Below are 21,172 nucleotides of genomic sequence, written 5' to 3'. Positions count from 1 at the left end.
CGTCCGATCATCCCATCTATTTAAACTCGTTGTTCTAAAGGCATTCGTTTATCGCCTAACATCGATGTTTTCGGAGATCGATTTACAGATGAAGATATGGAAGGGCTTGGCGCCGCAACAACGGCAGTTCAAGCCCTCTGCAATACCTCAATGGGCATCCTGTACGGACACAGAGCTTTGATGACCTCCGTTCTGGCCATCGGCTGGCTCTTGGGCACCCTTAAAGCGGAGTAGGCGCAGCGCATTGAGCGTGACCAAAGCGGTGGCACCGGTGTCGGCCAGCACAGCAACCCAAAGGCCAGTGATACCCAGCACACTGGTGACTAGGAACAGGCCCTTGAGGCCAATGGCGAACACTACGTTCTGGTGGATGTTGGCCATCGTCGCGCGGGACAGCGCCACCAGGTGCGCAACGTCCGTGACGCGGCTCTTGAGCAGAGCAGCGTCTGCGGTCTCTAGGGCCACGTCGGTGCCGCCGCCCATGGCGATCCCTACATCGGCGGTCGCCAAGGCCGGCGCGTCGTTGATGCCGTCGCCGACCATCGCCACCTTCGCGTCGCGCTTCAAGTCGTTGACCAGGCGCAACTTGTCTTGCGGAAGCAACTCACTCTCCCACTCGATATCCAGCTTGCCGGCGATGGCCTGCGCAGTTCTCCGATTGTCACCGGTGAGCATGACCGAGCGCACACCCATCGCCTTGAGCTGGGCCACGCCTTCGCGGGCGTCACGGCGAGGTTCGTCACGCAAGGCCAACAGGCCCATGACATTCTTGCTTGCTTCGTCGAACAGAACCACCACCGTCTTGCCACCATCTTCCAGCTTGGCGATTTCCTGCTGGTGCGCGAGGGTCAGCGTGGCCATCTGCCCTGCATGGACGGGCGATCCCACGGCTAGCTTGCTGCCGTTCACGGTAGCGCGAACTGCCTTGCCCGGGATAGCGAATGCTTCGGTGGCTTGTGGAACCTCCACATCGAGGCTCTTGGCGTGGGCAACGATTGCCTTCGCCAACGGGTGATTCGATCCAGACTCGACGGCGGCGGCGAGCGCCAGTACCTGTTGCTGCTTGGATTGCCCGAAAGGCACGACTTCAGTGATGCGCGGCTTGCCCTCTGTCAGCGTGCCAGTCTTATCGAAGGCGACTGTGCGAACGCGACCAATGGTTTCCAAGGCGTTGCCACCTTTAATCAGCAAACCTCGGCGAGTAGCAACAGCCAGTCCCGAGGCAATGGCCGCCGGCGTTGACAAAACCAAGGCGCACGGGCACGCGATTAGCAGCAAAGCAAGACCACGGTACAGCCAAGTGCCCCAATCACCACCCATGGTAAGCGGGGGAACCACGACGATCAGCGCCGCGATGGCCATCACGGCCGGGGTGTAGTAACGGCTGAACTTTTCGATGAAGCGTGCCGTCGGCGCCTTGGAGGATTGAGCTTGCTCGACGAGCTGGATGATGCGCGAGATGGTGTTGTCCGATGCAGCCTTCTCAACCAGAACTTCAAGCACACCGTCGACGTTGATCGAGCCGGCAAATACGTCATCGCCACCGGCCTTTTGACGCGGCACGGACTCCCCTGTGATCGGAGATTCATCGAGACTGCTTTCGCCGCGGAAGATCTTGCCGTCAGCGGGCACTCGATCACCCGGGCGCACCAAAACCCGGTCGTTCACGCTCAGGGAGGCAGCGGGCACTTCGCGCTGCCCACCATTGGCGTCGAGCAAGACAGCAGTTTTAGGCACCAGAGAAGCCAGCGCTTTAATGCCGGCGCGGGCGCGGCCAGCGGCCACACTTTCAAGCAGCTCGCCGACCGCGAACAGGAACACCACAGCAGCGGCCTCCTCGGCCTCGCCAATCACGAGCGCGCCCAGCGAGGCGACAACCATCAGTGTTTCGATGGAGAACGGGGAGCCAGATATGGCCAGCGCGAAGGCTTTGCGCGCGAACGGGAGTACGCCAGCGATCACGGCAGCGGCGAAGATCCATTCGGCATAGCCGGGGATAAATTGAGCAACTGCATAGGCCGAGCCCATGAGAGCTGCTAGGCCCTGCACATGCTTACCCTTCTTCGTCTGCCACCAGCGTTGAGTGATAGCTGAGGGCACGCGGGCAGGCGCGGCAGGCGAGGATCCATCAAGGCGGCGCACGTCGGAGACGCCGAAACCCAGGCTTTTGATGGTCTTCTCGATGTCGCCAATATGTGTAGGACTTCCAGACGCGAGCGTCAGCTCAAGCGTTTCTGCCGTGAAGTTGATGCGGGCATCTGATACGCCCGCCATGCGAGCAAGAGCCGTTTCAATCTTGCCAACGCAGCTCGCGCAGTCCATGCCTTCCACGTGCATCGAAACGTTGGGTGGGTTACCAGGGGGCTCGCGGCGAGCGTGTGAGGTGTGATCATGTCCACTGCAGGAGCCGTGTTCATGCCCGCCGTTTGTCTTTTGCGTGTGGCCGTGCCCATGATCACCGCCGCAAGCGTGACCATCCTTGTGATCTTCGCTGTGGTCATGTGCATGGACCGATTGGCGCGATACGGCCGCAATCGAGAGCGACGACACTGGCAGTTCTTCCACACCGAACCCCAAAGTTTTGATTTTCTTAGCTACATCGCGAGCAGTGAAGCGGCTTTTCAGATTGCGAGTCAACGTCAGCGTTTCACTAGAAAAATTGACTTGCACGTCCGTCAGCCCATCCATTCGGGAAAGGGCCTTCTCGATTTTGCCGACGCAGCTCGCGCAATCCATGCCCTCCACACGGAAGCTCAGCTGCTCCCTAGCCTTGTCCTGGTACTCCGTTATTTCCCTTGTCATATCTACCTCCAAGTTCTCTGAACACTTTGCAAGTTAGGTTCGCCGCACGCCGCACATACTGCTTAAATATAACAAACACATGAACATACATCCATGTGTTAATCATTAAAAAAGAAGGCTGTTGTCCTTCTGTTTACGATCGTCTGTGGTTGTGGCGTGCGGCGTGCGGCGCACGTGCTTACAGTTTCGACACATTTTCAAAATGCAGATTGAATTTTAGCACACATATGAAGATATGTTCAATTATTTAATTCATGAAGTTAGCATGGTTAATTTCTACGCTCACGATGGGGGGGAGTGAAAGCTGGCGTCGGCTGATGAGGCCCAGGGGATTGAGTGCGGTCAGATTCATACAACCGTCACCCAAACATCACGCATGGGCGAAGTCGCGCTTACTCAGGACTGGGATGGCGCATTACAGTTGCTGACGGGCTGGCACCTCTCTTGCGCAATCGCGAAAATGCCCAGCAAAAAGTAGGCATCTTTGCGTTCGACGCAATTCGCAATCATTCCTCAGAGAAGTGACAGACCATGTCCTGAAACACTTGACTGATGTGCTCATCCGCGATGCCGTAGAAGATATGTTTCGCCTGACGTTATCCACGCACAAGTCGAGCTCCACGCAGGAGCCGCAGATGATGACTGACCAAGAATTGGGATAGATCGAGCGTTTCTGCGATGTCGCCCACCGCGACTGATCCGCGCATGCACTGTAGCAGGATCTTCAGGCGCGATTGATCTCCTAACAGGAGAAAAGTCTCAGCGAGAACAGCGACGTCACTATGAGAGAGCGCCAAGAGCTCTGGGGCCGAACGCTGAGCATTGGTGGCGCAATTCTGAGCATTGTCGCCATTGGCGTGTTTTCGAGAAGTCATGGATTTCTTGTCCCTGAGCTGCCAGCACTACGCTGGCTGCAGCATCAGTGTTGATGACCCGGGACGGAATGGTCGTGCTTATGACCCTTTTCATGGCTGTGGCTAGTGTCATGCTCATGTGGGGTGTGCCCTTGCGGCCCACCTGTCGGCTGCAAGCTGCAAAGGTTCTTTTCACCAGGAGAGTTCCATTCGATCCCGACCGTCACGTGCTCGATGCCAAATTGCTCTCGAAGCACCACCTCTACGCACTTGACCACGGTGCGCGCTTCCTCAGCCACACTAGGGCGAACGTGCAGCGTGGCCATCGTGCGACCAGAGGTAAGCTGCCATACATGCACATGACTGACGGCCGCCAAGCCAGGCACCGCGCCCATCAGGCCTTGTTCCACCTGCTCCGGAGAAGCGTCCTCGGGCGCACCTTCGAGCAAAATGTGGATCGATTTCGCCAGGAGCTTCCAGGCGCTGCGCAGGATCAGGGCTGCCACCAGCACCGACAGGATGGGGTCAATTGGCGTCCAACCAATGAGATAGATGACCACTGCAGCGACGATGGCACCGACCGAGCCCAGCAGGTCGCCCATCACGTGCAGGATGGCCCCCTTCACGTTGACGTGATCGGTCTCTCCGCGGGTCATGATCCACAACACCAGAACGTTTACCAACAATCCAAGCACGGCGACGATCATCATCGGGCCGGCAAGGATGGCGGGCGGAGCTTGCAGTCGCTCCCATGCTTCATAGGCGATCCATGCCACGATCACAAAGAGCGTCACAGCGTTCAGGAAGCCGGCGATGACCTCGAACCGAAGGTAGCCAAAGGTGCGCTTGCTGTCAGCTGGTCGGCGCCCGAACCGGAATGCCGCGTATGCCAGAGCCAGCGCTGCTGCATCGGTCAGCATGTGGCCCGCATCGGCCAGAAGGGCCAGCGAGCCCGACAGCACGCCGCCGACAGCCTCCACGATCATGAAGCCGAAGATCAGGAAGAAGGACAGCAAGACCTTGCGTTCGTTAGCGCCGGTCACTTTTGGAGTGTGGTCATGGTCGTGACCATGTTCATCGTGCGATTGGGACATCAGGGCCTCGCGCAGAAATTAGGTGGTTGACTGTACGTAAAATATAATACATGAACATATGTTTATGCAATGTATTTTTAGCAAACCATACTAAGGACTGCGAAAGATGAGTGGCGGCGATGCGGCTATTTAGTACGCCTATCCTCTTGGCCACACCCTGTGCAGGTCGTCCACAATCAGGTCGTGATGATGTTGGCCCAGATCCAAGTGCTGACGCAGATAGAGGATGACCCGCCGGAAGGTTCGGATGGTCGTGAGCCAGATCGGACGGGGCGCTGGCTGGCCAAAACCGCAGCGCGAGCACCACGCAGGAAAGCGCCTGAAAACATCTAGGAGATTTCAATCATGGACACGAACTTCGACGTCATCGTCATCGTCATCGTCATTGGCGCCGGGCCTGGTGGCGACATCGCAGCGATTCGCGCCGAGCAGTTAGGCATGAATGTCGCCTGCGTCGATGCCTGGAAAACCAAGGAAGGCAAGCCTACCCAAGACGGTACATGCAACAACATCGGGTGCATCCCGTCAAAGGCGCTGCTGCAGTCGTCCAAAAACTTAGACCAAGCCAAGCACCACTTCGGCGCGCTCGGCATCATGTCCACGGGCGAGCTACGCATGGACGTGGCTGTGATGCTGGAGCGCAAGAATCAGGTCGTGAAGTCGAGCAACGAAGGCAAACTCTATCTGTTCCGAAAAAACAAGGTGCAGTTCTTAAACGGTCTGGCGTTTATGACTCGGGCCGCCGTCGGCCTTGAACTGGATGGGCGCGGAGCCGTCGTGGTGAACGGCGAATGGCGCACCAGCGTGCCCAGTATCTGGGCCATCGCCGATGTGGTGCGCGGCCTGATGCTAGCGCACATGGCAGAGGAAGAAGGTGTCGCTGTGGTCGAGCGCAGAAGGTGTCGCTGTGGTCGAGCGCATTGCAGGCCATCGCGGTCATGTCGATTTCAACACGATCCCCAACGTCATCTACACCAGCCCGGAAATCGCCTGGGTAGGTCGCACCGAGCAGCAGCTCAAATACGCGGGCGCAGCATATCGTAGCTGTACATTTCCGTTCATGGCTAACGGTCGCGCGCGTGCATTGAGCGAGACAGCGGGTCTCGTCAAGGTGATCGCAAATCCTACGACAGACGAAATCCTCGGCGTACATGTAGTCGGCCCGCAGATCAGCGAACTTGTGGCTGAGGCGGTCATCGCGATGGCATTCAATAAGGCCTCACTTGCGGTCGATAAGCGCGCTGAACTTCTGATTGATCAGAATTGGACCCGCATTCATCTCATTGAGTGTAGCCGCGGGCGGTCATACGGCCCCAGCTTGTAATAGATCGCAATCCGCATCGCAACGAGCGCTTCGCCCGCGGCTAATCGTCGTTGTGCTCTTCGACGATGTGAGTGGACATGTCCAGCAGCACTTGGTTCACATGCTTGTCGTCCACCTCATAGAAAATTTGCTTGGCCTGGCGCACCCCCTTCACAAGGCGGGCTCCACGCAGCAGCCGCAGGTGGTGACTGACCAGCGACTGCGAAAGCTCGAGGGATTCCGCGATGTCCCCAACCGAGGAGGAACCCTTCATGCAGCACAGCATTATTCTCAACCGAGACGGGTCGCCCAGTAGGCGGAAGGTCTCGGCCAGGATCGTAACGTCATTCTGTGACAAAGAAGCCAGATCGTCGCTTGCACCGCGGGGCGCGTTAACTTGTTTGCGTAAAGTCATTTCTCAAAAATTCCAACTCTCGAACAGCTACTCATGCCGTTCAGAATTAACGAGGCTGCGATAATTTGATCGCACTCGCCGACAAAGATCAGGAGACAGCCTGCGAGCCAAGGCGCGCCGCGTCTATGCGCAGCGAAATCGTCCAAACCAGCAGCGCTCAAAATAGGGCTTAACCTTACAACATAGTAACCCTCAAGTACCCTGTATGTCTAATTTCAATTTTGAGAAGACACCTTGAGCATGCCATTAACAAGTGCTGGTCGTGCCACCGTAGCAGCGATCAGCCTGCCCATCGAGGGCATGACCTGCACGAGCTGCATCGTCCGAATCGAGTGCGCCCTGACCAAGGTGCCTGTCTCTTGATCACATCTCATTGATCAAGAGACTTGGCTAACAGGTAACCTTCAAGGATGGTTTGTGGTAAAACTATCCTTCCCATAACCGCTCCCTGCCGACTCGTCCCGTCCTTTTTGAATCAAACCAACCCACTAATTTTCCGAGACTTATACAAACCCAATAAACACTTGGAGTTCGCTTCGGTACTTTTTTCTTTTCGACTTTTGACCACAGCAGCTTCCAATCACTCACAAACTTACTTGTTAGCACTGATTAAATAAAGTTGACTTTAATCATATGAATTTTAATAAATTAAAAATCAGGCCGCATGCGACCTCATCCTGACGACAAAGGTCTAGCTTTCGAGCTAAACTGCGTATTCCCACCCATGGCGATCACCTAATAACATTGAAGGGAGTCGAAAGTTTAAGGGCAGCTTTCTATGTCCTGCAGATGGGAAGTATCCGCGAGGTAGAGAGCCTTCAGTATTGGGCAGTCGGGTTTTTCATTTCCCGCGCAGCAAGCAGAGAGTGTGGTAAGAATTGATGCCATACGTTGAAATTCTTCAATTTTTAAGGTTAAATCATTAATATGAGATTCAACTATACTTTTAACATCTGCACTCTGACGCGAATGATTTCCCCAAAGAGAAAGTAACTCTCCTGCCTGTGACAGAGAAAAACCGAGATCTCGACATCGACGTATAAAATGTAACTTATAAACATCGGCATCTTTGTAGATCCGATAACCAGCCTCTGTTCTGGAGACTGATGGTATTAGCCCAACCTCCTCATAGTAACGAATCATTTTCGCCGAAACTCCCGATAAGCGGGCTGCATCACCAATGTTCATCTTCACCTCCCAAATGATTTTTACTAATACTGTAGTTAGCTTTAAGTAACATAGTTTCGGGTAACATTTATTGAAGGAAATTTCCTAATCCATTGAACCAAGTAACCATTAACCTGTTCCCAAAAATCTCACCAGCCCCCACCTAACTTCAGGTTAAACCTTCCCCTAACCGGAAGGTCAAGAGAAGTCGATAGATTTTTTGTATGATATTAAAATCTTGATCGTTTAGATTTCCCACATGGTTTAATAATAAATAATTCTTAAAGTTCAAAAATAAATGCCGACTTAATTCATCTGACTCCACTGATCATCTAGTGTTCAAAAAATTATCTACCCATTGAACCATTGCTTTAACCAAATCATCATCATATGCGATGTGCTGACCATGGCGCTGTTCTGGCGAGGGCAGCCTCAAGGTGTCATCGTTCATACTGATAGTTGGACCATTGCAGTTTTGAGAGTCAAATTCATTTATTGAACGTCAACTACCTTGTCCGGTTCGCGTCAATTAACTTGTCCGGTTGACGATGTTTAATTGTCGTTAGCGATAGGCATCTCCTTTCTCATCATTGACGCCTTTTTACGGTAGCTTTCGCCACCTATCTCTAAAATAGTGGCGTGATGCACTAACCGATCAATCGCCGCCACCGTCATCATGTTGTCGTCGAAGATCTGATCCCACCCACTAAAAGGCTGATTTGAGGTGATAATCAAACTGCCCGTTTCATAGCGGTGCGCAATCAATTCAAACAATACCTGTGTTTCTTGGCTGCTTTTTTTGACGTAGCCAATATCATCAATGATGAGCACCGTATATTTGTCCATGCGAGCCAGCACGTCAGTCAATACCAACGCCGCTTTTGCTTGCTGAAGGCTTTGAGCAAGATGGGTAGCGCTAGTGAACTTTACTCGCACCCCTTGCGCCAACAAGGCATAGCCAATACCACAGGCAAGATGGGTTTTACCCACACCACTGGCACCAAACAACAACACGTTCTCGGCTTGATTAACCCACTGCTGTTGATCCGCCAGGGCAATAAGCTGATTTTTATTAATCCCCTCTACCACACTAAAATCAAATTGGCTCAACGGCTTACCCGGTGGCAGTTGTGCTTCGCGGGTATAGCGTTGTAAACGCTTGTGATGACGCTCACCCACTTCGTGTTCACACAAAGCCGCAAGGTAGGTTTGCGGTAACCATTGTTCATCCAGCGCCTTTTGTGCAAGGCCTTCCCAGTGCTGGGCGAAGCTACTTAACTTTAATTCCTTCAAGAGAATCGGGAGGGAGGCAAGATCAGCCATGTTGCACCTCCACACATAACAGCTGATCGTAATCAGCCAGCAGGTGCTGCTTTGCCGTAATGAGTGGAATCACGGCCGTGTCTGTACTAAAGCGCTTATTGCACTGTAAGTTGCTGGGTAATTCACCCCCCTCAATGCTTTTGAGTACGTAACGACCAAGGCTATCTTGGCACTGAGCTGTCGCGGCCAAGTGCAGCAGGCGCACGATGTAACGGCAGGCATCATGGGGATTCAGTGTGCCGTCAACATACTGCCAGATACGGTGGTAGTCCGGGGTGGGTAATAAGTCATCGCGCAGCTGCGAGTAACGGAAGGCCCCCGGCTTTTTAACCAAGGAGTCGATAACATGGCGATAATCGACACTGCGTCCGCGCTGGGTTGTGGTGGCATAAACACGCGGTAAGCTGAGTATCTGCTCATGCCCACTGAACAGATCCAAGCGCTCGTCATACAGCTGAACATACAGCCGCTCGCCGATAAAGCGAGACGGTACGGTATAGGTCACCCGTTTGAGGTCAAAGCTGCTACTGCTGCTAATCAGAACACTGTGCTCCGCATAATCATGAGTGCGCCGTTTTGGCAGTGTCTGCAATAACGGCCGCTCTTGTTCAAAGCGGGTGCGGCATTGCTGGTTAATCTTGGTGACAATACCATCCACGAAGGCTTGATAGGCCTCAAGGGACGTAAAATCAGTATCGCCTCGCAGCAGCAAGGCCTGAGTCATACGTCGCTTTAAATGCCCGTGTGCCGCTTCTATTGTACCGTTCTCATGGCTCTTGCCGGGGTTGTTACGACTGCCTTTGAGTTGATAGTGGTGGCATAAGGCGTCGTACCGAACGGTAAGCTGTTCCTTCTCGGCCAGATTGTTAAAGGCGGCACTCAAGCTGTCGGTGCGGTGTTCAAGGGGTGCGCCACCACTGCGCCATAAGGCATTCTGAAGCCCTGTAGACAAGGCGGTATAGCTTTCACCACCGCAAATGACTTTGGCGTACGTCCAGCCGCTAAAGGCAAGGCGATAGTGGTATAGCAAATGGCAAAATACCTGCCCAAGTATTGTAATCGTAACCCCTTTCAAGAGCGTGAAGTCCGATAAACCCAAACGCCCAGGCACTTTAGTTTGGCGGAACATGACTTCCTTTGCGGGGCCATGTTTGACCTTCCATGCTTTGACACGTCGCTGCAACGTGCGCAGTACGGTGTTGTCATACTGATTGGGGTAGTTGTCGTGAAGGTATTCAAACAACGTGAGCGGCAATAGTTCAGGGTTCGCTTCGAGTAGTGGTACCAGCACCGATGACCAGACCTCAGCAAGCGGGTCTTTGCGAGTGCGCCATTGACGCTTGGGGGTTGGTTCTGTGTTCAGTTCACCGCTGTCTATGCGGCGACCTGATCGCTCTGATAAACCAGACTTTGCCGAAGCGGCAAGCTGGGTTTGACCTTGTTTACGTTCATTCATATATAACCTGATTTGTTGATCTGTGATGGGTTTGCCCGACACGGTTATCTCCTAATGGAATCCGTGACGGACGGTATCAGATCAACCGGCCAACATAGTTGTCGCCGACCGGACAAGTTAATTGTCGTTCAATATCTGGCCACTGTCTAGAATTAAGGCCCATAACTGCCATATACATCCCCTTATTTCTTTTTAATCAGTTTTTCCTCTACAGGACAATCCATTTGCATAATGCGGATTTCAGTTCGCCCCCCCCAGATTATTTAATCTTTGTAGGCGCAGCCGCGCAACAGTCTCCACTAAGGCCATGATCATCTTGATCATGCGATTTCTGGTCATGGTCATGGCCACAACCTTTGTAAGTAGGCTTATCATGATTTAGGTCTTTTTCAACATGCGAATGGTTGCAATCATTATGAACATACAAATGACCATTCGCCTTGTTCAATTCGCCTGATTTCTGAATCTTGCCTCCCACAACCAAGCTTAATTTTTAAATACAACTAGCAGCTTCCTTCCTACTAGAGTTTTACTTTTTTGCGGGACCACTTGCCCAATATGTTTACTATACTGACTACTGAAGACCCTAATCTAACTACAGAGTCAAGTTCAAACGAGGGATATATGAAAATTGGTGAGTTGGCGCGTAAAGCAGGCTGTCCGGTAGAAACGATTCGTTACTACTAGAAAGAAGGTCCACTGCAGGCACCTTTACGAGACATAGGAAATAATTATCGTCACTACGACAAAACCCGTCTTGAAAAACTACTATTCATCCGCCGCTGCCGTTCTCTCGATATGACCCATGAGGAAATTCGCGCTTTGCTGTTAGCAATCAATAATCAGGGTAAAGAATGTGGCCCGATAGATGCAATCATCAACGCCCACCTAATTCACATTCAGCATCGAATCAAAGAATTAGTAGCGTTAGAAGAGCAACGTAAGGAGCTGAATGCTTTTTGTAGCGCTGACCGCAGCATAGATAAATGTTGCATAGTCCAAAAATTGACAGCTGATGAAAGTGATAGCGATCTTTCCTTAACCGCACCAACCAACCATTTAGGGGGGCATTAGTGATGCCACGCGCTTGTTTAAAATGAAAAAAATGTGATGGTGTTAAAACTGCGTAGTCTTACACCATTATGGGCCAATTTAAAGTACTACATTTTGCCGCTCAGCTTATCTCCAGAGCGGCGCTGTACCGCTCCTCCTCGGTTTACGGTGCGGGCTTTGCCCGAAGCATTGGTTAATGTCCTAAGAATAGGACATTCTGACCGCTCATCCCCAGCACAACTCCGGATTAAAACTCGTAGTTTCTCAGTCATTTGACGTATACTTTCCATACGTCGTTCTAAGTCAGCAATGTTCTCCTGAGCCAGGCGTTTAACATCAATGCTCTGGCGAGATTTGTCATTCCATAACGTAAGCAAGCCTTCTATATCTTCCAGAGAGAACCCGAGATCTCGGGCACTACGAATAAAAACCAATCTATGAACATCATTGAGAGCATACTTACGATAACCTGACTCCGTACGCTCGGAGGCAGGGATTAATCCAATTTGCTCGTAATAACGAATCATCTTGGTGGATATTCCTGATTTACGCGATGCTTCTCCGATATTCATAAGCCCACCTTGTTAATGCTCAGCGTTAATGCTCAGCGTCCTCAACCAAAGGAGGCTGGAACCGACGCAGACGCAATGAGTTTCCCAGAACGAACACGCTTGATAGCGCCATCGCCCCTGCTGCAAAAATTGGAGAGAGCAGTATTCCATAAGCTGGGTATAGCAGTCCTGCAGCCACTGGAATCAATGCTGCATTGTAAGCAAATGCCCAAAAGAGATTTTGTCTGATGTTACCGATTGTTGCCTTAGACAATCCAATAGCATTAGGAACTCCCTGCAAGTTTCCTGACATTAAGACAACATCAGCTGACTCCACGGCTATATCTGTTCCTGTACCAATTGCAAGTCCAATATCTGCAACTGCAAGTGCCGGGGCATCGTTTATCCCATCGCCGACAAAAGCAACTTTACCGTAATTTTCTTGCAGTCGACGCACCGCTTCAACTTTGCCTTCAGGTAACACTTCCGCAACCACTTCATCAATATCTAATTGTTTAGCAATAGCCTGAGCTGTATTCGCATTGTCACCGGTAATCATGGCGACCTTGAGACCAAGCTGATGTAATGCCTTTATAGCTACTGGAGTACTTGATTTAATAGGGTCAGCTACAGCAATAATTGCAGCCAACCGACCATCTATAGCAACATAGAGAGGTGATTTCCCCTCATTCCCGAGGCGTTCAGAAATCCGGGAAAAATACGTTACCTCCAATGCTAACTCACGCATAAATCGATCAGCGCCTACTTCTACAAGGCTCCCTTCAACAGTCGCTCGTACTCCCATACCAGTGATTGAATCAAACTCAGTAAGCTCTGGCAGTAAAATGCCGTCTCCTTCTGCCGACTCAACAATAGCGCGAGCAATAGGGTGCTCAGAACGTGATTCAACTGCGGCAACTTTTGCTAATACCTCATTACGTTCAAAACCCTGAGCTAGTTCCAGATCTGTCATGACTGGACGACCTTCAGTCAGAGTTCCGGTTTTGTCTACAGCAACAACTTTGGCATCTTTGAGTAACTGTAGGGCTTCTCCCTTGCGGAATAAAATTCCCATTTCTGCACCACGACCTGTACCAACCATGATAGATGTCGGTGTCGCGAGTCCCATTGCACATGGACATGCAATGATTAGCACTGCCACAGCATTAACCAATGCGAAAGACAGGGCTGGTGATGGACCAAATACTAACCAAATCAGGAATGTAAAAAGTGCTGCCAACATCACAGCTGGAACAAACCACAATGTCACTCTGTCCACAACAGCTTGTATAGGTAACTTTGACCCCTGGGCCTGTTCTACCATCCGTATGATTTGTGACAGCATTGTCTGACCACCAACCGCAGTAGCACGCAACCTCAGTGCTCCTTTCTGGTTCACAGTCCCTCCGACAACTCCACTGCCAACGATTTTTTCCACTGGTATAGGCTCACCAGTTATCATCGATTCATCTATAAAACTGGTACCTTCACTTACCTCTCCATCGACCGGAATCCTTTCTCCCGGGCGAACTTCGATAATGTCTCCAAGCACAACGTCTTTGACAGGAATATCATTCATTACGCCATTACGGAGCACGTGCGCCTCCTTAGCCTGCAAGCCTACTAAGCGTTTGATAGCCTCAGACGTTCTCCCCTTAGCTCTCGCCTCCATAAATCGTCCCAAAAGAATGAGAGCGACAATCACTGCAGCAGCTTCGTAGTACACATTAACGGTACCCTCAGGCAAAAGGTATGGTACAAACGTAGCAACCACAGAATAACCAAAAGCAGCAATAGTCCCGACAGAGACCAGTGAATTCATGTCAGGAGCAAGCCGCGTAAGAGCAGGAATGCCTTTCATGTAGAATCGACGACCTGGAACCACTAAGACTAACAATGTCAATACAAACTGGACGTACCAGCTTTCCTGGATCCCAATGGTATTCATCACCCAGTGTTGCATTCTTGGAATCATGTGAGATCCCATTTCGAGAACAAATACCGGCAGAGCCAGTGCTGTTGCAATAACTAAATCTTTCTTTAATAAAGCCTTCTCTGCGTCCTTTCTTACTTCAGACTCATTACTGACCTGATTTTGGGTATCGATGACACGGGCTTCATAGCCAACTTTTTGAATAGCAGATATGAGATCGTCTATGCCAGCCACTCCGCGAATAGTTGCCCTCTCAGTTGCAAGGTTAACCGTTGCCGCCTTTACACCATCAACCGCTAAGAGTGCCTTTTCAACACGGCCAACACACGAAGCACATGTCATACCTTGCACTGAAAGTTCAACGGATGTTACAGGAACTTCATATCCTACCTTTTCAATTGCTTCGATTAACTTCAGTCGATCAACAGGAGCTTTAAGATGAATATCCGCCAGCTCAGTCGCAAGATTGACACTTGCGTTTACGACGCCTTCAACTTTGTTTAAAGCTGCTTCAACTCGTCCTACACAACTTGCACAGGTCATACCCTCAATAGGTAAGCTAACCCGGGCTTCAGCATTGCTGGAGAGCTGGTTTTTATGAATGCTCATGATGTATTTCTCATTGTTGGTTCAGATATTAAACAGTCTAGGGCTTACCATGATGGGAAGGTCAAGCGTATTATTTTTAACCTCATGAACACAACAAATGAAGCGCCATCATTCCTGATATTCATCCAGCTGTTTGGTAGTGTGTAACTCTAACTCAAAAGAAACGAGCGCCTAAATCTCAAAATATCAGGCTAGTAGCCTGTTTGAATGTGCTCCCTCAAGAAAAGCCCCGCTAACTGCCTTTTGCAGTGGCGGCGCTAGCATTCTTTTCGGTATTCATGGCCGCTGCTTGTAATCAAGCTAAGTGAATGGGAAACCTATTAACTGAAACGCCGTCATGGTAATCGGGGACGGGGTGGGATGACGCCCAAGCCGTCAGAAATCTGGCCGCTTGGGCGTTTTTTATTGTTATAAGGTGCCCAGTAAAACGGCGCTGATTGCTGGAATTGTTGTGCCAATGACTTCTTGAGTGCTAGCAACAACAGGTAAAGTTGCAGACATGACACTTTCAACGACTGTTGGTGTGTTGTAGAGACCCATACCGCCACCAATGCCCAAGGCAAAGGCCATCAAGCTTTGGCGAGCGATACCGCCCACAATACCCACCAGAACCATGGCTCCCGCTACGATCCGTCCCAAAGTACCTTGGGTCCAATCTTTTAGGGTATCCCACACATCGGTGAAAGCATCACCACCGGTGCCTGCAAATGAGGGCTCCGAAATCATTAACGCCATTAAACCAAGCGCACCAATGGTCATTAGGCGCTGAGTCTGAATGCTGCGAACTGCATTTGTCATTCGTTAGTTTCTCCGTAGATACTCAAGTTATCGCGCTTACCATCAGCTCCCGCTGAGGCTGAATCGCTTTGAGTCTGAAGTGGACGTAGCACTGGCGAAACCGTTCGAGGTGCTGACACCCCAATATCCCACCGGCGCGGTTCAATTTCGGTAAACACGTAGCTGGATAAATTCAGATCTCCACGGTCATCCTCCCAAGGCGCAATCCAAATCCGCATTACCCTTGAAGGAATGCGAATAGGTGCAGATTGCTGCGTCTCGGGTAATGCTGGATGGCTCAGCAGTCCTGTCTCTAAATCAGATTGTGAATACCCAGAGGGAGAACCAATTCGAGTCGCCACAGCATCAATCGTCTTGGGTGCAGCGCCATAACTGGTAAGCTCATAGACTTCACGAGCAGATAAACAGCGCACACCGTCAGGCATACCTGGGCATCCATATTCACTACTCCCAAGACCCAATGAACTACAGCCAGACAATAAGGTTGAGCCGACTGCCAATAAAAGTAATCCAGCTTTAGACCACTGTTTTGACTGGTGCTTTGGGTTGTTCTGCATTGATGTCGTCATGGTTAACTCTCCTCTGGATACACATCTTATTGTCTGAAACGGACTTCGATCGGTTAGCAACATGCAGGATTTTTTCATCTTCTTGCACCACCCCCTTGAGAAGTGGCCAACGACAACGAGGCACCACGAGTGACTATGACTTCAATTTTCCTTGCAGCGTCTACCTCTATGACTGGGAACATATTTTCAGCCATGTCCAAATAGAACTTGGCCACTCTATCCAATGCTTTACCTGTGCCTTTAATCGCAGCGCCTTGTAATGCTTCTTGGCTCATGACTTGCTGGTACAGCTGAGTATCACCGGCATTACCCGTCTGAATCGTCGGAACAGGATTTACATCAAATGCGCCAGCCAAGCCCTGAAGGAATCCGGCCATCATCGACTTGGCCACCAGCTGGCCTTGTTTCGACACCAATCGGCCACGAATGCCGGCTTTGCCGTCTTCACCTACAGCATAAGAATCCAGTCGTGTTTCAATGACGCCACCGTCTTCTCTCACACATGAAATGGTCTCGCCTCGCAAATAAGCACGCTCAGAGCTCAAATCACCGTAACCTGCGGCGATCAAGAAACACTCTTTGATATCCGCTCTAAATCGGTTGGGTAAAATGGCTTCCTTTTGAATCCTCAGCAATGCAGGAAAAGGTTCGCGTCTTGCGGACTCGTGAGTAGGTGCATCCAAACCTGTGATCAAAGTACCTGAGATGATGCTGCCCGCCGGTAAATACAAAGGCGGCGCTTCTTGCACAACAACCTCTGGTTCAGCAACCACTTCAGGCTCAATCATACGAATCGTGATTGGCGGCAATGGAACATCCCGAGCTCGTGTACCTTGGCCATTGGCTGGCTGCTGATAGAGCGGATCAGGAAGTGGCGCATTGGCAAAATAGTCGTCTGGGTTAGACGGCAATGGCTTTTCTTCTTCAGGCAATTCCATGGCAGATAAAGGTACTTCAAAGCGGCTATTTGTGCCTTCAACTGCTGCATCACCTCCAGCGCGAACATCATCAAGTTCCGCTCTAAGGCGGGCCAGCTCCGCATTGACTTCACTTGGTATAGAAGGCGAACCTGGGCTTAGCCGTCCTGAATCGACGTCACGACGCAAGCGCTCAACTTCACGACGTAACTGTTCATTGCGCTCACTGAGTAGTTTTACGTTCGCAGCCAAACTATCGACCCCAACATCACGAGTATTGGTATCCGTAAGAATGTGCCGGATCGTTTCCTGTCGGTTCCGACTACTTGAGTCATCGTCAGGATTAGGTGAAAACACCATCACCATAAGGATGAGACCACCAGCAATACCAGCAACCGATAGGCCCCGCTTCATGTTCGGGCTCATTTGTTCCCATTGTGCTTTCATCGTTATTCACCTCCCACAAGAAGCGAAGGTCGCTGACTTTCCACCGCTTCTTCACGATGATTGCGAACAACCACATACAACTCAGTCTTTTCACCCGGCAACAAGATATTGCGAGGCCAGTAGGCGCTTGCCACTATATCTGGTGCATGACAGGCTATTTCACTGGCTTCTATCGGCCCATCGGCAAAGCTTTCAACCAGTCCTACATAGACGGTGAAATAATGGCCTGTCACAATTTGCCCCTGCTTAAAACCAAACTTTAAGCCCGGCTGAAAACATTTCGGGCTTGTGTCAGTTTGGCCAGCTAAACGGATGTCATAGCCTTGTTGTAACTCATTTAGTGCAAGGCGTCTGAGTAAATCACGTAAGCTATCGACGTATGGCTGAGCCGTTTCCCAAGTGGCGGCTTTTCGGTTCACGACGCCCTTAATGGGCCACTGCTGACCATCAATCGCTAAGGTGATTTCACGCGGTGGAATACGACGAGGTACTAAGGTGACTGATAATGCGGGCGCTTCCTGACCAGGCGGTGTGATGTAAAGTGAAACCGGTGATTCTTTGTCCGTGGCCACATATACAACATTCCCCTTGATTTGCGTCTGAGCATCACTGGTTGTTCTCACCTGAGGCGATTCAAACGGCGTCACAATCCGATTCAGATGACCAAGTGCTACAGGGATCAGTTCATTAACCCCCGGTGTCATCAGTAACGTTGTTGGCACATCCGTTGAAACCGTATTGGTTTGAACCGGCGAATTTGCTGTAGCGGGCTGCTTCATCACACTAGCTGGCACAATCGGCAATTCCACGTCTGCATACGACGCTTGAGATAACAGGACGCCACTCAAGCTCATTGCGATTAAGTTTGGTGTTATCCATCGATTAATTTTGGTTCGCATCATTCACCCTCCGGTTTTGCTCTTGGGTCAACTTTTCACGAACGCGCTTCGTTCTAGCTTGCCCCTCATACGTATCCATCCAACTGAGCTTTGGACGGTATTGCTCAATATCGATGTCAAACTCATAGGTGCGAGTTTGGCGCTGTTCATCTCCAGATGGTCCAGAGACCAAGGAATAACCGGTCACAAAGACATGGCCGGTTTCATACTCATACTCCACCTGTCTGGGTTGGAATTTGAGCGTGACTCGGTCTTCTCGGATTTGCCTTGCCTGAATTTCCAGTGCATCGACCACTTGCTGGTACACCGCAGGTGAAAGTAGCGGCTCGATAGCAACCCGGATAAAGGACACATTGCCCGGCGTCACGTTGCCCATAAGCTCAGCCAGGTAGAGTCCCCAAGATTCCAGGTAAGGCTGAGTGGCCTGGTTTCGTGACACTTCAGCCGTTTCAGACAAGGTTGGTGGTTGAATGGCCACCACGGTATTGCGAGAAAATGCCGCTACCGCAAGCAGCAAATTAGATAGCACCAGCACTGCAATCAGGAACCGCTGCCATCGGTTCTCTAATTGCGTGCCTTGCCATGATTTTAAAAACACGTCGAACTTCACGGCAGATAGCTCCTGATAAATGGGTTAGGGATCGTCTTGGCTTTGGTTGGCAACAGTCCGGCCCAGTAGATGGCGTGAAGAATAAAACCATCTGGGCGACCATCACGAAAACGCCGATAGAGCTTGGTTGTCACCAACCCCAACAGGCATAAAACCAAGGCATTACCGGTAAAAATGCCGATCACTAGCCCCAACAGAATGGGAGCCATCTCATCGGCACTCCAAAGCAGGAAGTGCGGCGGATCATCGATATAGGACGGAATACTCACAGGTTCCATAGTCACTCCTCGTTGTTTGAATTGAGAAGTGAAGGATGCCTTGGGATTGGCAGGTTCAGTGGTCAGCTAGATGCCGAATTCTTGAAGGTTTTGAGGGTTCTACTCAGACAATACTAACAATTGATCTTTTTGATGCGGTTGATATGATGGGGATATTGGTCGTGTCGAGACCAGCTGCCCACTTTAGCAAACCCGGACGGGACGACATGCATATCAAATTTATTTTTTGCTTAGGTTTTTTCTGCGACCTCGGCAGTGGGCACCGTATTCGCTAATAGGAGAAACTCAATGCAAATTACTAAAATCATTTCCTCTGCCACGGTTGAACGTTTAAAGCAAAAAGCACGAAAGCTTAAGCGTGAAAAATCCATTACACACACTCAAGCACTCGATGAAATTGCAATCTCTGTTGGTTTTAATCATTGGCATCAGGTTGTACAAGCTAATGACGTACTGAAACCATCAGAAGTGGCATTATCTTCTGGATGTGTCATGGTTTTTGATGACAAAGATGGTATGGATGTCGATACCAGTGATGGTGTTTTAATTGAAGACCACTTATTGGAGATGCTTACTGAAAAGCAGCTATTTGAAATTTATGCCAATTCCCCTGATGAGGACGACGAACAAAACAGGCCGCTAAAAGAAACGCTATCGGATTCAGAGCTTCAGGAGTACTTTCGAGATGATTGCTCATTCATGTACTTTCGTCTTGCCGAGCCTCATGCAAACAAACCACTGAAAGAAGTATTGGCTCTTATACGACAGTACTCTTTTTGGATGCCTCAATATATTTGGCTTCAAGGCCACCTTATTGATACTTACCATTTACCTGCTGAAGACGAGAACGGCAATACCGTAGGCGTAAGGTTTTAGCTCTACAAGATGAGGCCTGATGGGCCTCATATCTTCTTCTGCAAGTGACTTAACGCCAACCCCGCCATCAATGCCAAACCGATGATCAGCGACGGTAACACCACAGGAGGAATAGCCAGCGGAGCGAACAATCCCATAAACAGCAAAATGACACCTGAGCCCAGGATAATCATACTGTAGCGGTGAATGATAGGGCTCGAAAAATCAAAGGTTGTCTTCTTAATCTTCCAGGTCATTAAGCCATCCCACAACGCTGGTAACATGAGAATAAGCGCAAAGGGCAACCAGACCATCAGCAAAGCAAATCGAGTGAACACTTGGTACAACACATCAAAAAATGCCTGAATACGGTCTTCTACCCAGACGAACCAAAAGCCTCCCATGTTCTCCATCCCTTTAGAACGAAGTCGTTGTTCTTCTGTGGGGATTAAAAAATCACGCACAGATTGCTCCATCTGCGTATCCACAATCCATGACTGATACCAGCGATGGCTAGTTTGACCAATCCAATAGCTTGTTTGTGCGCCCAATTGGTTTTGGATCATCTGCTTCTCTTTACTAATCACTCGGCCAGTCCAATCACCGGGCACTAACACGCCAATGGCAATAATCTCCAGCATCAGTGCCAGACACAGCAGCCAAACCGACTTATGCTTGCTCATGCCAAACATCCTCTTCTACTCGGGCCAGCATGGCTGCAACGGTTGGCGTCATAATCCGGGCTTTAATCACTTGTTGAAGCCGCTTTGTCGTCGTATGACCACTTTCATAACGCACTTCGAGGCGTCCTTCAGCCAGATACGCCATCCGATTTGGACGATTACGCATCCAGGTGTGGAAATAGACACCATCCACAGCGGCCCACTCGAAATGGTCAGGATCACGCAGCCGAATCCCCGTTAAAGCACTGGCGGCAGTCCAGGTCAGTGCCTCAATGAAATGCCACAGTCGTACACTGTCATCATCACAACTGACTTCTTCATAACTGCCCAAGCCATTACACAGACACAAATCAAAGATGGAATGGCCATCTAACGTGAACGCATCCGTTAAATAGTCCGCCAAACAGTGCACTGAAGCCAAAGCATGAGGCCAATCGGTTTCAAGCAGTCTTAAAGCTTCCTTGAACTGAGGGTTATGTTGCTGCCACTGAGCAAGCATTTCTTTACTGGTAAGTGTTGTCATTTTCAAACAGACAGAATGATGCATACAGACTCC

At 50.5% G+C, this 21,172-nt stretch carries 20 protein-coding genes and 2 pseudogenes; 4 read left to right on the top strand and 18 right to left on the bottom strand.

Annotated features, from left to right (window positions below; translation table 11 throughout):
* Positions 1-147 precede the first annotated feature (147 nt).
* The 3 genes from B4F66_RS09110 to B4F66_RS09100 all read right to left on the bottom strand — a co-directional run bounded on the left by B4F66_RS09110 (position 148) and on the right by B4F66_RS09100 (position 4,750).
* Entirely contained in the window at positions 148-2,802 is a 2,655-nt protein-coding gene (locus B4F66_RS09110) for a heavy metal translocating P-type ATPase (RefSeq protein ID WP_011788492.1), read from the bottom strand.
* A gap of 596 nt (positions 2,803-3,398) precedes the next feature.
* Positions 3,399-3,677, bottom strand: coding sequence for an ArsR/SmtB family transcription factor (locus B4F66_RS09105; protein WP_011788491.1), 279 nt, complete (start codon positions 3,675-3,677; stop codon positions 3,399-3,401).
* 44 nt (positions 3,678-3,721) lie between these two features.
* Positions 3,722-4,750, bottom strand: a complete 1,029-nt coding sequence (locus tag B4F66_RS09100) for a cation diffusion facilitator family transporter (protein ID WP_011788490.1) — start codon at positions 4,748-4,750, stop codon at positions 3,722-3,724.
* A gap of 345 nt (positions 4,751-5,095) precedes the next feature.
* Here B4F66_RS09100 and B4F66_RS09095 point away from each other — a divergent pair, with 345 nt between their 5' ends.
* Positions 5,096-5,794, top strand: a complete 699-nt coding sequence (locus B4F66_RS09095; RefSeq protein ID WP_015066563.1) for an FAD-dependent oxidoreductase — start codon at positions 5,096-5,098, stop codon at positions 5,792-5,794.
* On the top strand, positions 5,706-6,074 hold the full coding sequence (locus B4F66_RS09090; RefSeq protein ID WP_223420022.1) for an oxidoreductase dimerization domain-containing protein: 369 nt from the start codon (positions 5,706-5,708) through the stop codon (positions 6,072-6,074). The genes B4F66_RS09095 and B4F66_RS09090 overlap by 89 nt, the downstream gene beginning before the upstream one ends.
* Positions 6,075-6,114: 40 nt before the next feature.
* Here the strand turns inward: B4F66_RS09090 and B4F66_RS09085 are convergent, their stop codons facing one another.
* The 5 genes and pseudogenes from B4F66_RS09085 to istA all read right to left on the bottom strand — a co-directional run bounded on the left by B4F66_RS09085 (position 6,115) and on the right by istA (position 10,456).
* Positions 6,115-6,468: an ArsR/SmtB family transcription factor gene (locus tag B4F66_RS09085; RefSeq protein WP_011788489.1), complete on the bottom strand. Its 354-nt coding sequence runs from the start codon at positions 6,466-6,468 to the stop codon at positions 6,115-6,117.
* 370 nt (positions 6,469-6,838) lie between these two features.
* Positions 6,839-7,047: pseudogene (locus B4F66_RS09080) on the bottom strand (IS4 family transposase); the annotation flags it as partial.
* Between the two features lie 183 nt (positions 7,048-7,230).
* A complete protein-coding gene (cueR, locus tag B4F66_RS09075) occupies positions 7,231-7,656 on the bottom strand; it encodes a Cu(I)-responsive transcriptional regulator (protein ID WP_011788488.1) in 426 nt (141 codons plus the stop codon).
* A gap of 531 nt (positions 7,657-8,187) precedes the next feature.
* On the bottom strand, positions 8,188-8,958 hold the full coding sequence (gene istB / locus B4F66_RS09070; protein ID WP_063529288.1) for an IS21-like element ISSpu15 family helper ATPase IstB: 771 nt from the start codon (positions 8,956-8,958) through the stop codon (positions 8,188-8,190).
* Positions 8,951-10,456: an IS21-like element ISSpu15 family transposase gene (gene istA, locus B4F66_RS09065; protein WP_063529287.1), complete on the bottom strand. Its 1,506-nt coding sequence runs from the start codon at positions 10,454-10,456 to the stop codon at positions 8,951-8,953. The genes istB and istA overlap by 8 nt, the downstream gene beginning before the upstream one ends.
* A 516-nt stretch (positions 10,457-10,972) precedes the next feature.
* On the opposite strand from istA, the pseudogene B4F66_RS09060 reads away from it, so the two are divergent.
* Positions 10,973-11,488, top strand: a pseudogene (locus B4F66_RS09060) (Cd(II)/Pb(II)-responsive transcriptional regulator).
* 86 nt (positions 11,489-11,574) lie between these two features.
* On the opposite strand, the gene cueR (B4F66_RS09055) reads toward B4F66_RS09060, so the two are convergent.
* The 8 genes from cueR (B4F66_RS09055) to traL form a co-directional block, all read right to left on the bottom strand.
* Complete coding sequence (cueR, locus tag B4F66_RS09055; RefSeq protein WP_011788480.1) at positions 11,575-12,039, bottom strand: Cu(I)-responsive transcriptional regulator; 465 nt, start codon at positions 12,037-12,039, stop codon at positions 11,575-11,577.
* 25 nt (positions 12,040-12,064) lie between these two features.
* Entirely contained in the window at positions 12,065-14,560 is a 2,496-nt protein-coding gene (locus B4F66_RS09050; protein ID WP_011788479.1) for a heavy metal translocating P-type ATPase, read from the bottom strand.
* Between the two features lie 408 nt (positions 14,561-14,968).
* A complete protein-coding gene (traA, locus tag B4F66_RS09045) occupies positions 14,969-15,358 on the bottom strand; it encodes a TraA family conjugative transfer protein (protein ID WP_011788478.1) in 390 nt (129 codons plus the stop codon).
* Positions 15,355-15,927 carry a TraV family lipoprotein gene (locus tag B4F66_RS09040; protein ID WP_015066557.1) on the bottom strand — a complete coding sequence of 191 codons (573 nt, stop codon included), beginning with the start codon at positions 15,925-15,927 and terminating at the stop codon, positions 15,355-15,357. Before B4F66_RS09040 ends, traA begins: the two co-directional genes overlap by 4 nt.
* Positions 15,928-16,001: 74 nt before the next feature.
* Positions 16,002-17,291: a TraB/VirB10 family protein gene (locus B4F66_RS09035; protein ID WP_020745001.1), complete on the bottom strand. Its 1,290-nt coding sequence runs from the start codon at positions 17,289-17,291 to the stop codon at positions 16,002-16,004.
* A gap of 2 nt (positions 17,292-17,293) precedes the next feature.
* On the bottom strand, positions 17,294-18,193 hold the full coding sequence (locus B4F66_RS09030; RefSeq protein ID WP_349676840.1) for a type-F conjugative transfer system secretin TraK: 900 nt from the start codon (positions 18,191-18,193) through the stop codon (positions 17,294-17,296).
* Entirely contained in the window at positions 18,174-18,788 is a 615-nt protein-coding gene (locus tag B4F66_RS09025; RefSeq protein WP_001922895.1) for a TraE/TraK family type IV conjugative transfer system protein, read from the bottom strand. The genes B4F66_RS09030 and B4F66_RS09025 overlap by 20 nt, the downstream gene beginning before the upstream one ends.
* A gap of 8 nt (positions 18,789-18,796) precedes the next feature.
* Complete coding sequence (gene traL / locus B4F66_RS09020) at positions 18,797-19,078, bottom strand: type IV conjugative transfer system protein TraL (protein ID WP_000433891.1); 282 nt, start codon at positions 19,076-19,078, stop codon at positions 18,797-18,799.
* Between the two features lie 288 nt (positions 19,079-19,366).
* Here traL and B4F66_RS09015 point away from each other — a divergent pair, with 288 nt between their 5' ends.
* Positions 19,367-19,954 (top strand): plasmid-related protein, encoded by a 588-nt coding sequence (locus B4F66_RS09015; RefSeq protein WP_292355096.1) that lies wholly within the window; start codon positions 19,367-19,369, stop codon positions 19,952-19,954.
* A 26-nt stretch (positions 19,955-19,980) separates the two neighbouring features.
* Here the strand turns inward: B4F66_RS09015 and B4F66_RS09010 are convergent, their stop codons facing one another.
* On the bottom strand, positions 19,981-20,616 hold the full coding sequence (locus B4F66_RS09010) for an IncC plasmid conjugative DNA transfer DtrJ family protein (protein WP_011788471.1): 636 nt from the start codon (positions 20,614-20,616) through the stop codon (positions 19,981-19,983).
* Positions 20,603-21,163 carry a conjugative transfer protein gene (locus B4F66_RS09005; protein WP_292355085.1) on the bottom strand — a complete coding sequence of 187 codons (561 nt, stop codon included), beginning with the start codon at positions 21,161-21,163 and terminating at the stop codon, positions 20,603-20,605. Before B4F66_RS09005 ends, B4F66_RS09010 begins: the two co-directional genes overlap by 14 nt.
* Between the last annotated feature and the right edge of the window lie 9 nt (positions 21,164-21,172).

It is taken from the genome of Methylophaga sp. UBA3603 (genome assembly GCF_002375335.1).
GTDB lineage: Bacteria > Pseudomonadota > Gammaproteobacteria > Nitrosococcales > Methylophagaceae > Methylophaga.
The sequence above is the reverse complement of the archived record's forward strand: the minus strand, read 5'-3'. Positions and strand labels throughout refer to the sequence as shown.

What these genes read in the sequence shown, in the direction of transcription:
- B4F66_RS09110 (WP_011788492.1), bottom strand. Translation starts at nt 2,802, where the DNA reads ATGACAAGGGAAATAACGGAGTACCAGGACAAGGCTAGGGAGCAGCTG.
- B4F66_RS09105 (WP_011788491.1), bottom strand. Translation starts at nt 3,677, where the DNA reads ATGACTTCTCGAAAACACGCCAATGGCGACAATGCTCAGAATTGCGCC.
- B4F66_RS09100 (WP_011788490.1), bottom strand. Translation starts at nt 4,750, where the DNA reads ATGTCCCAATCGCACGATGAACATGGTCACGACCATGACCACACTCCA.
- B4F66_RS09095 (WP_015066563.1), top strand. Translation starts at nt 5,096, where the DNA reads ATGGACACGAACTTCGACGTCATCGTCATCGTCATCGTCATTGGCGCC.
- B4F66_RS09085 (WP_011788489.1), bottom strand. Translation starts at nt 6,468, where the DNA reads ATGACTTTACGCAAACAAGTTAACGCGCCCCGCGGTGCAAGCGACGAT.
- cueR (WP_011788488.1), bottom strand. Translation starts at nt 7,656, where the DNA reads ATGAACATTGGTGATGCAGCCCGCTTATCGGGAGTTTCGGCGAAAATG.
- istB (WP_063529288.1), bottom strand. Translation starts at nt 8,958, where the DNA reads ATGGCTGATCTTGCCTCCCTCCCGATTCTCTTGAAGGAATTAAAGTTA.
- cueR (WP_011788480.1), bottom strand. Translation starts at nt 12,039, where the DNA reads ATGAATATCGGAGAAGCATCGCGTAAATCAGGAATATCCACCAAGATG.
- B4F66_RS09050 (WP_011788479.1), bottom strand. Translation starts at nt 14,560, where the DNA reads ATGAGCATTCATAAAAACCAGCTCTCCAGCAATGCTGAAGCCCGGGTT.
- traA (WP_011788478.1), bottom strand. Translation starts at nt 15,358, where the DNA reads ATGACAAATGCAGTTCGCAGCATTCAGACTCAGCGCCTAATGACCATT.
- B4F66_RS09040 (WP_015066557.1), bottom strand. Translation starts at nt 15,927, where the DNA reads ATGACGACATCAATGCAGAACAACCCAAAGCACCAGTCAAAACAGTGG.
- B4F66_RS09035 (WP_020745001.1), bottom strand. Translation starts at nt 17,291, where the DNA reads ATGAAAGCACAATGGGAACAAATGAGCCCGAACATGAAGCGGGGCCTA.
- B4F66_RS09030 (WP_349676840.1), bottom strand. Translation starts at nt 18,193, where the DNA reads ATGATGCGAACCAAAATTAATCGATGGATAACACCAAACTTAATCGCA.
- traL (WP_000433891.1), bottom strand. Translation starts at nt 19,078, where the DNA reads ATGGAACCTGTGAGTATTCCGTCCTATATCGATGATCCGCCGCACTTC.
- B4F66_RS09015 (WP_292355096.1), top strand. Translation starts at nt 19,367, where the DNA reads ATGCAAATTACTAAAATCATTTCCTCTGCCACGGTTGAACGTTTAAAG.
- B4F66_RS09010 (WP_011788471.1), bottom strand. Translation starts at nt 20,616, where the DNA reads ATGAGCAAGCATAAGTCGGTTTGGCTGCTGTGTCTGGCACTGATGCTG.
- B4F66_RS09005 (WP_292355085.1), bottom strand. Translation starts at nt 21,163, where the DNA reads ATGCATCATTCTGTCTGTTTGAAAATGACAACACTTACCAGTAAAGAA.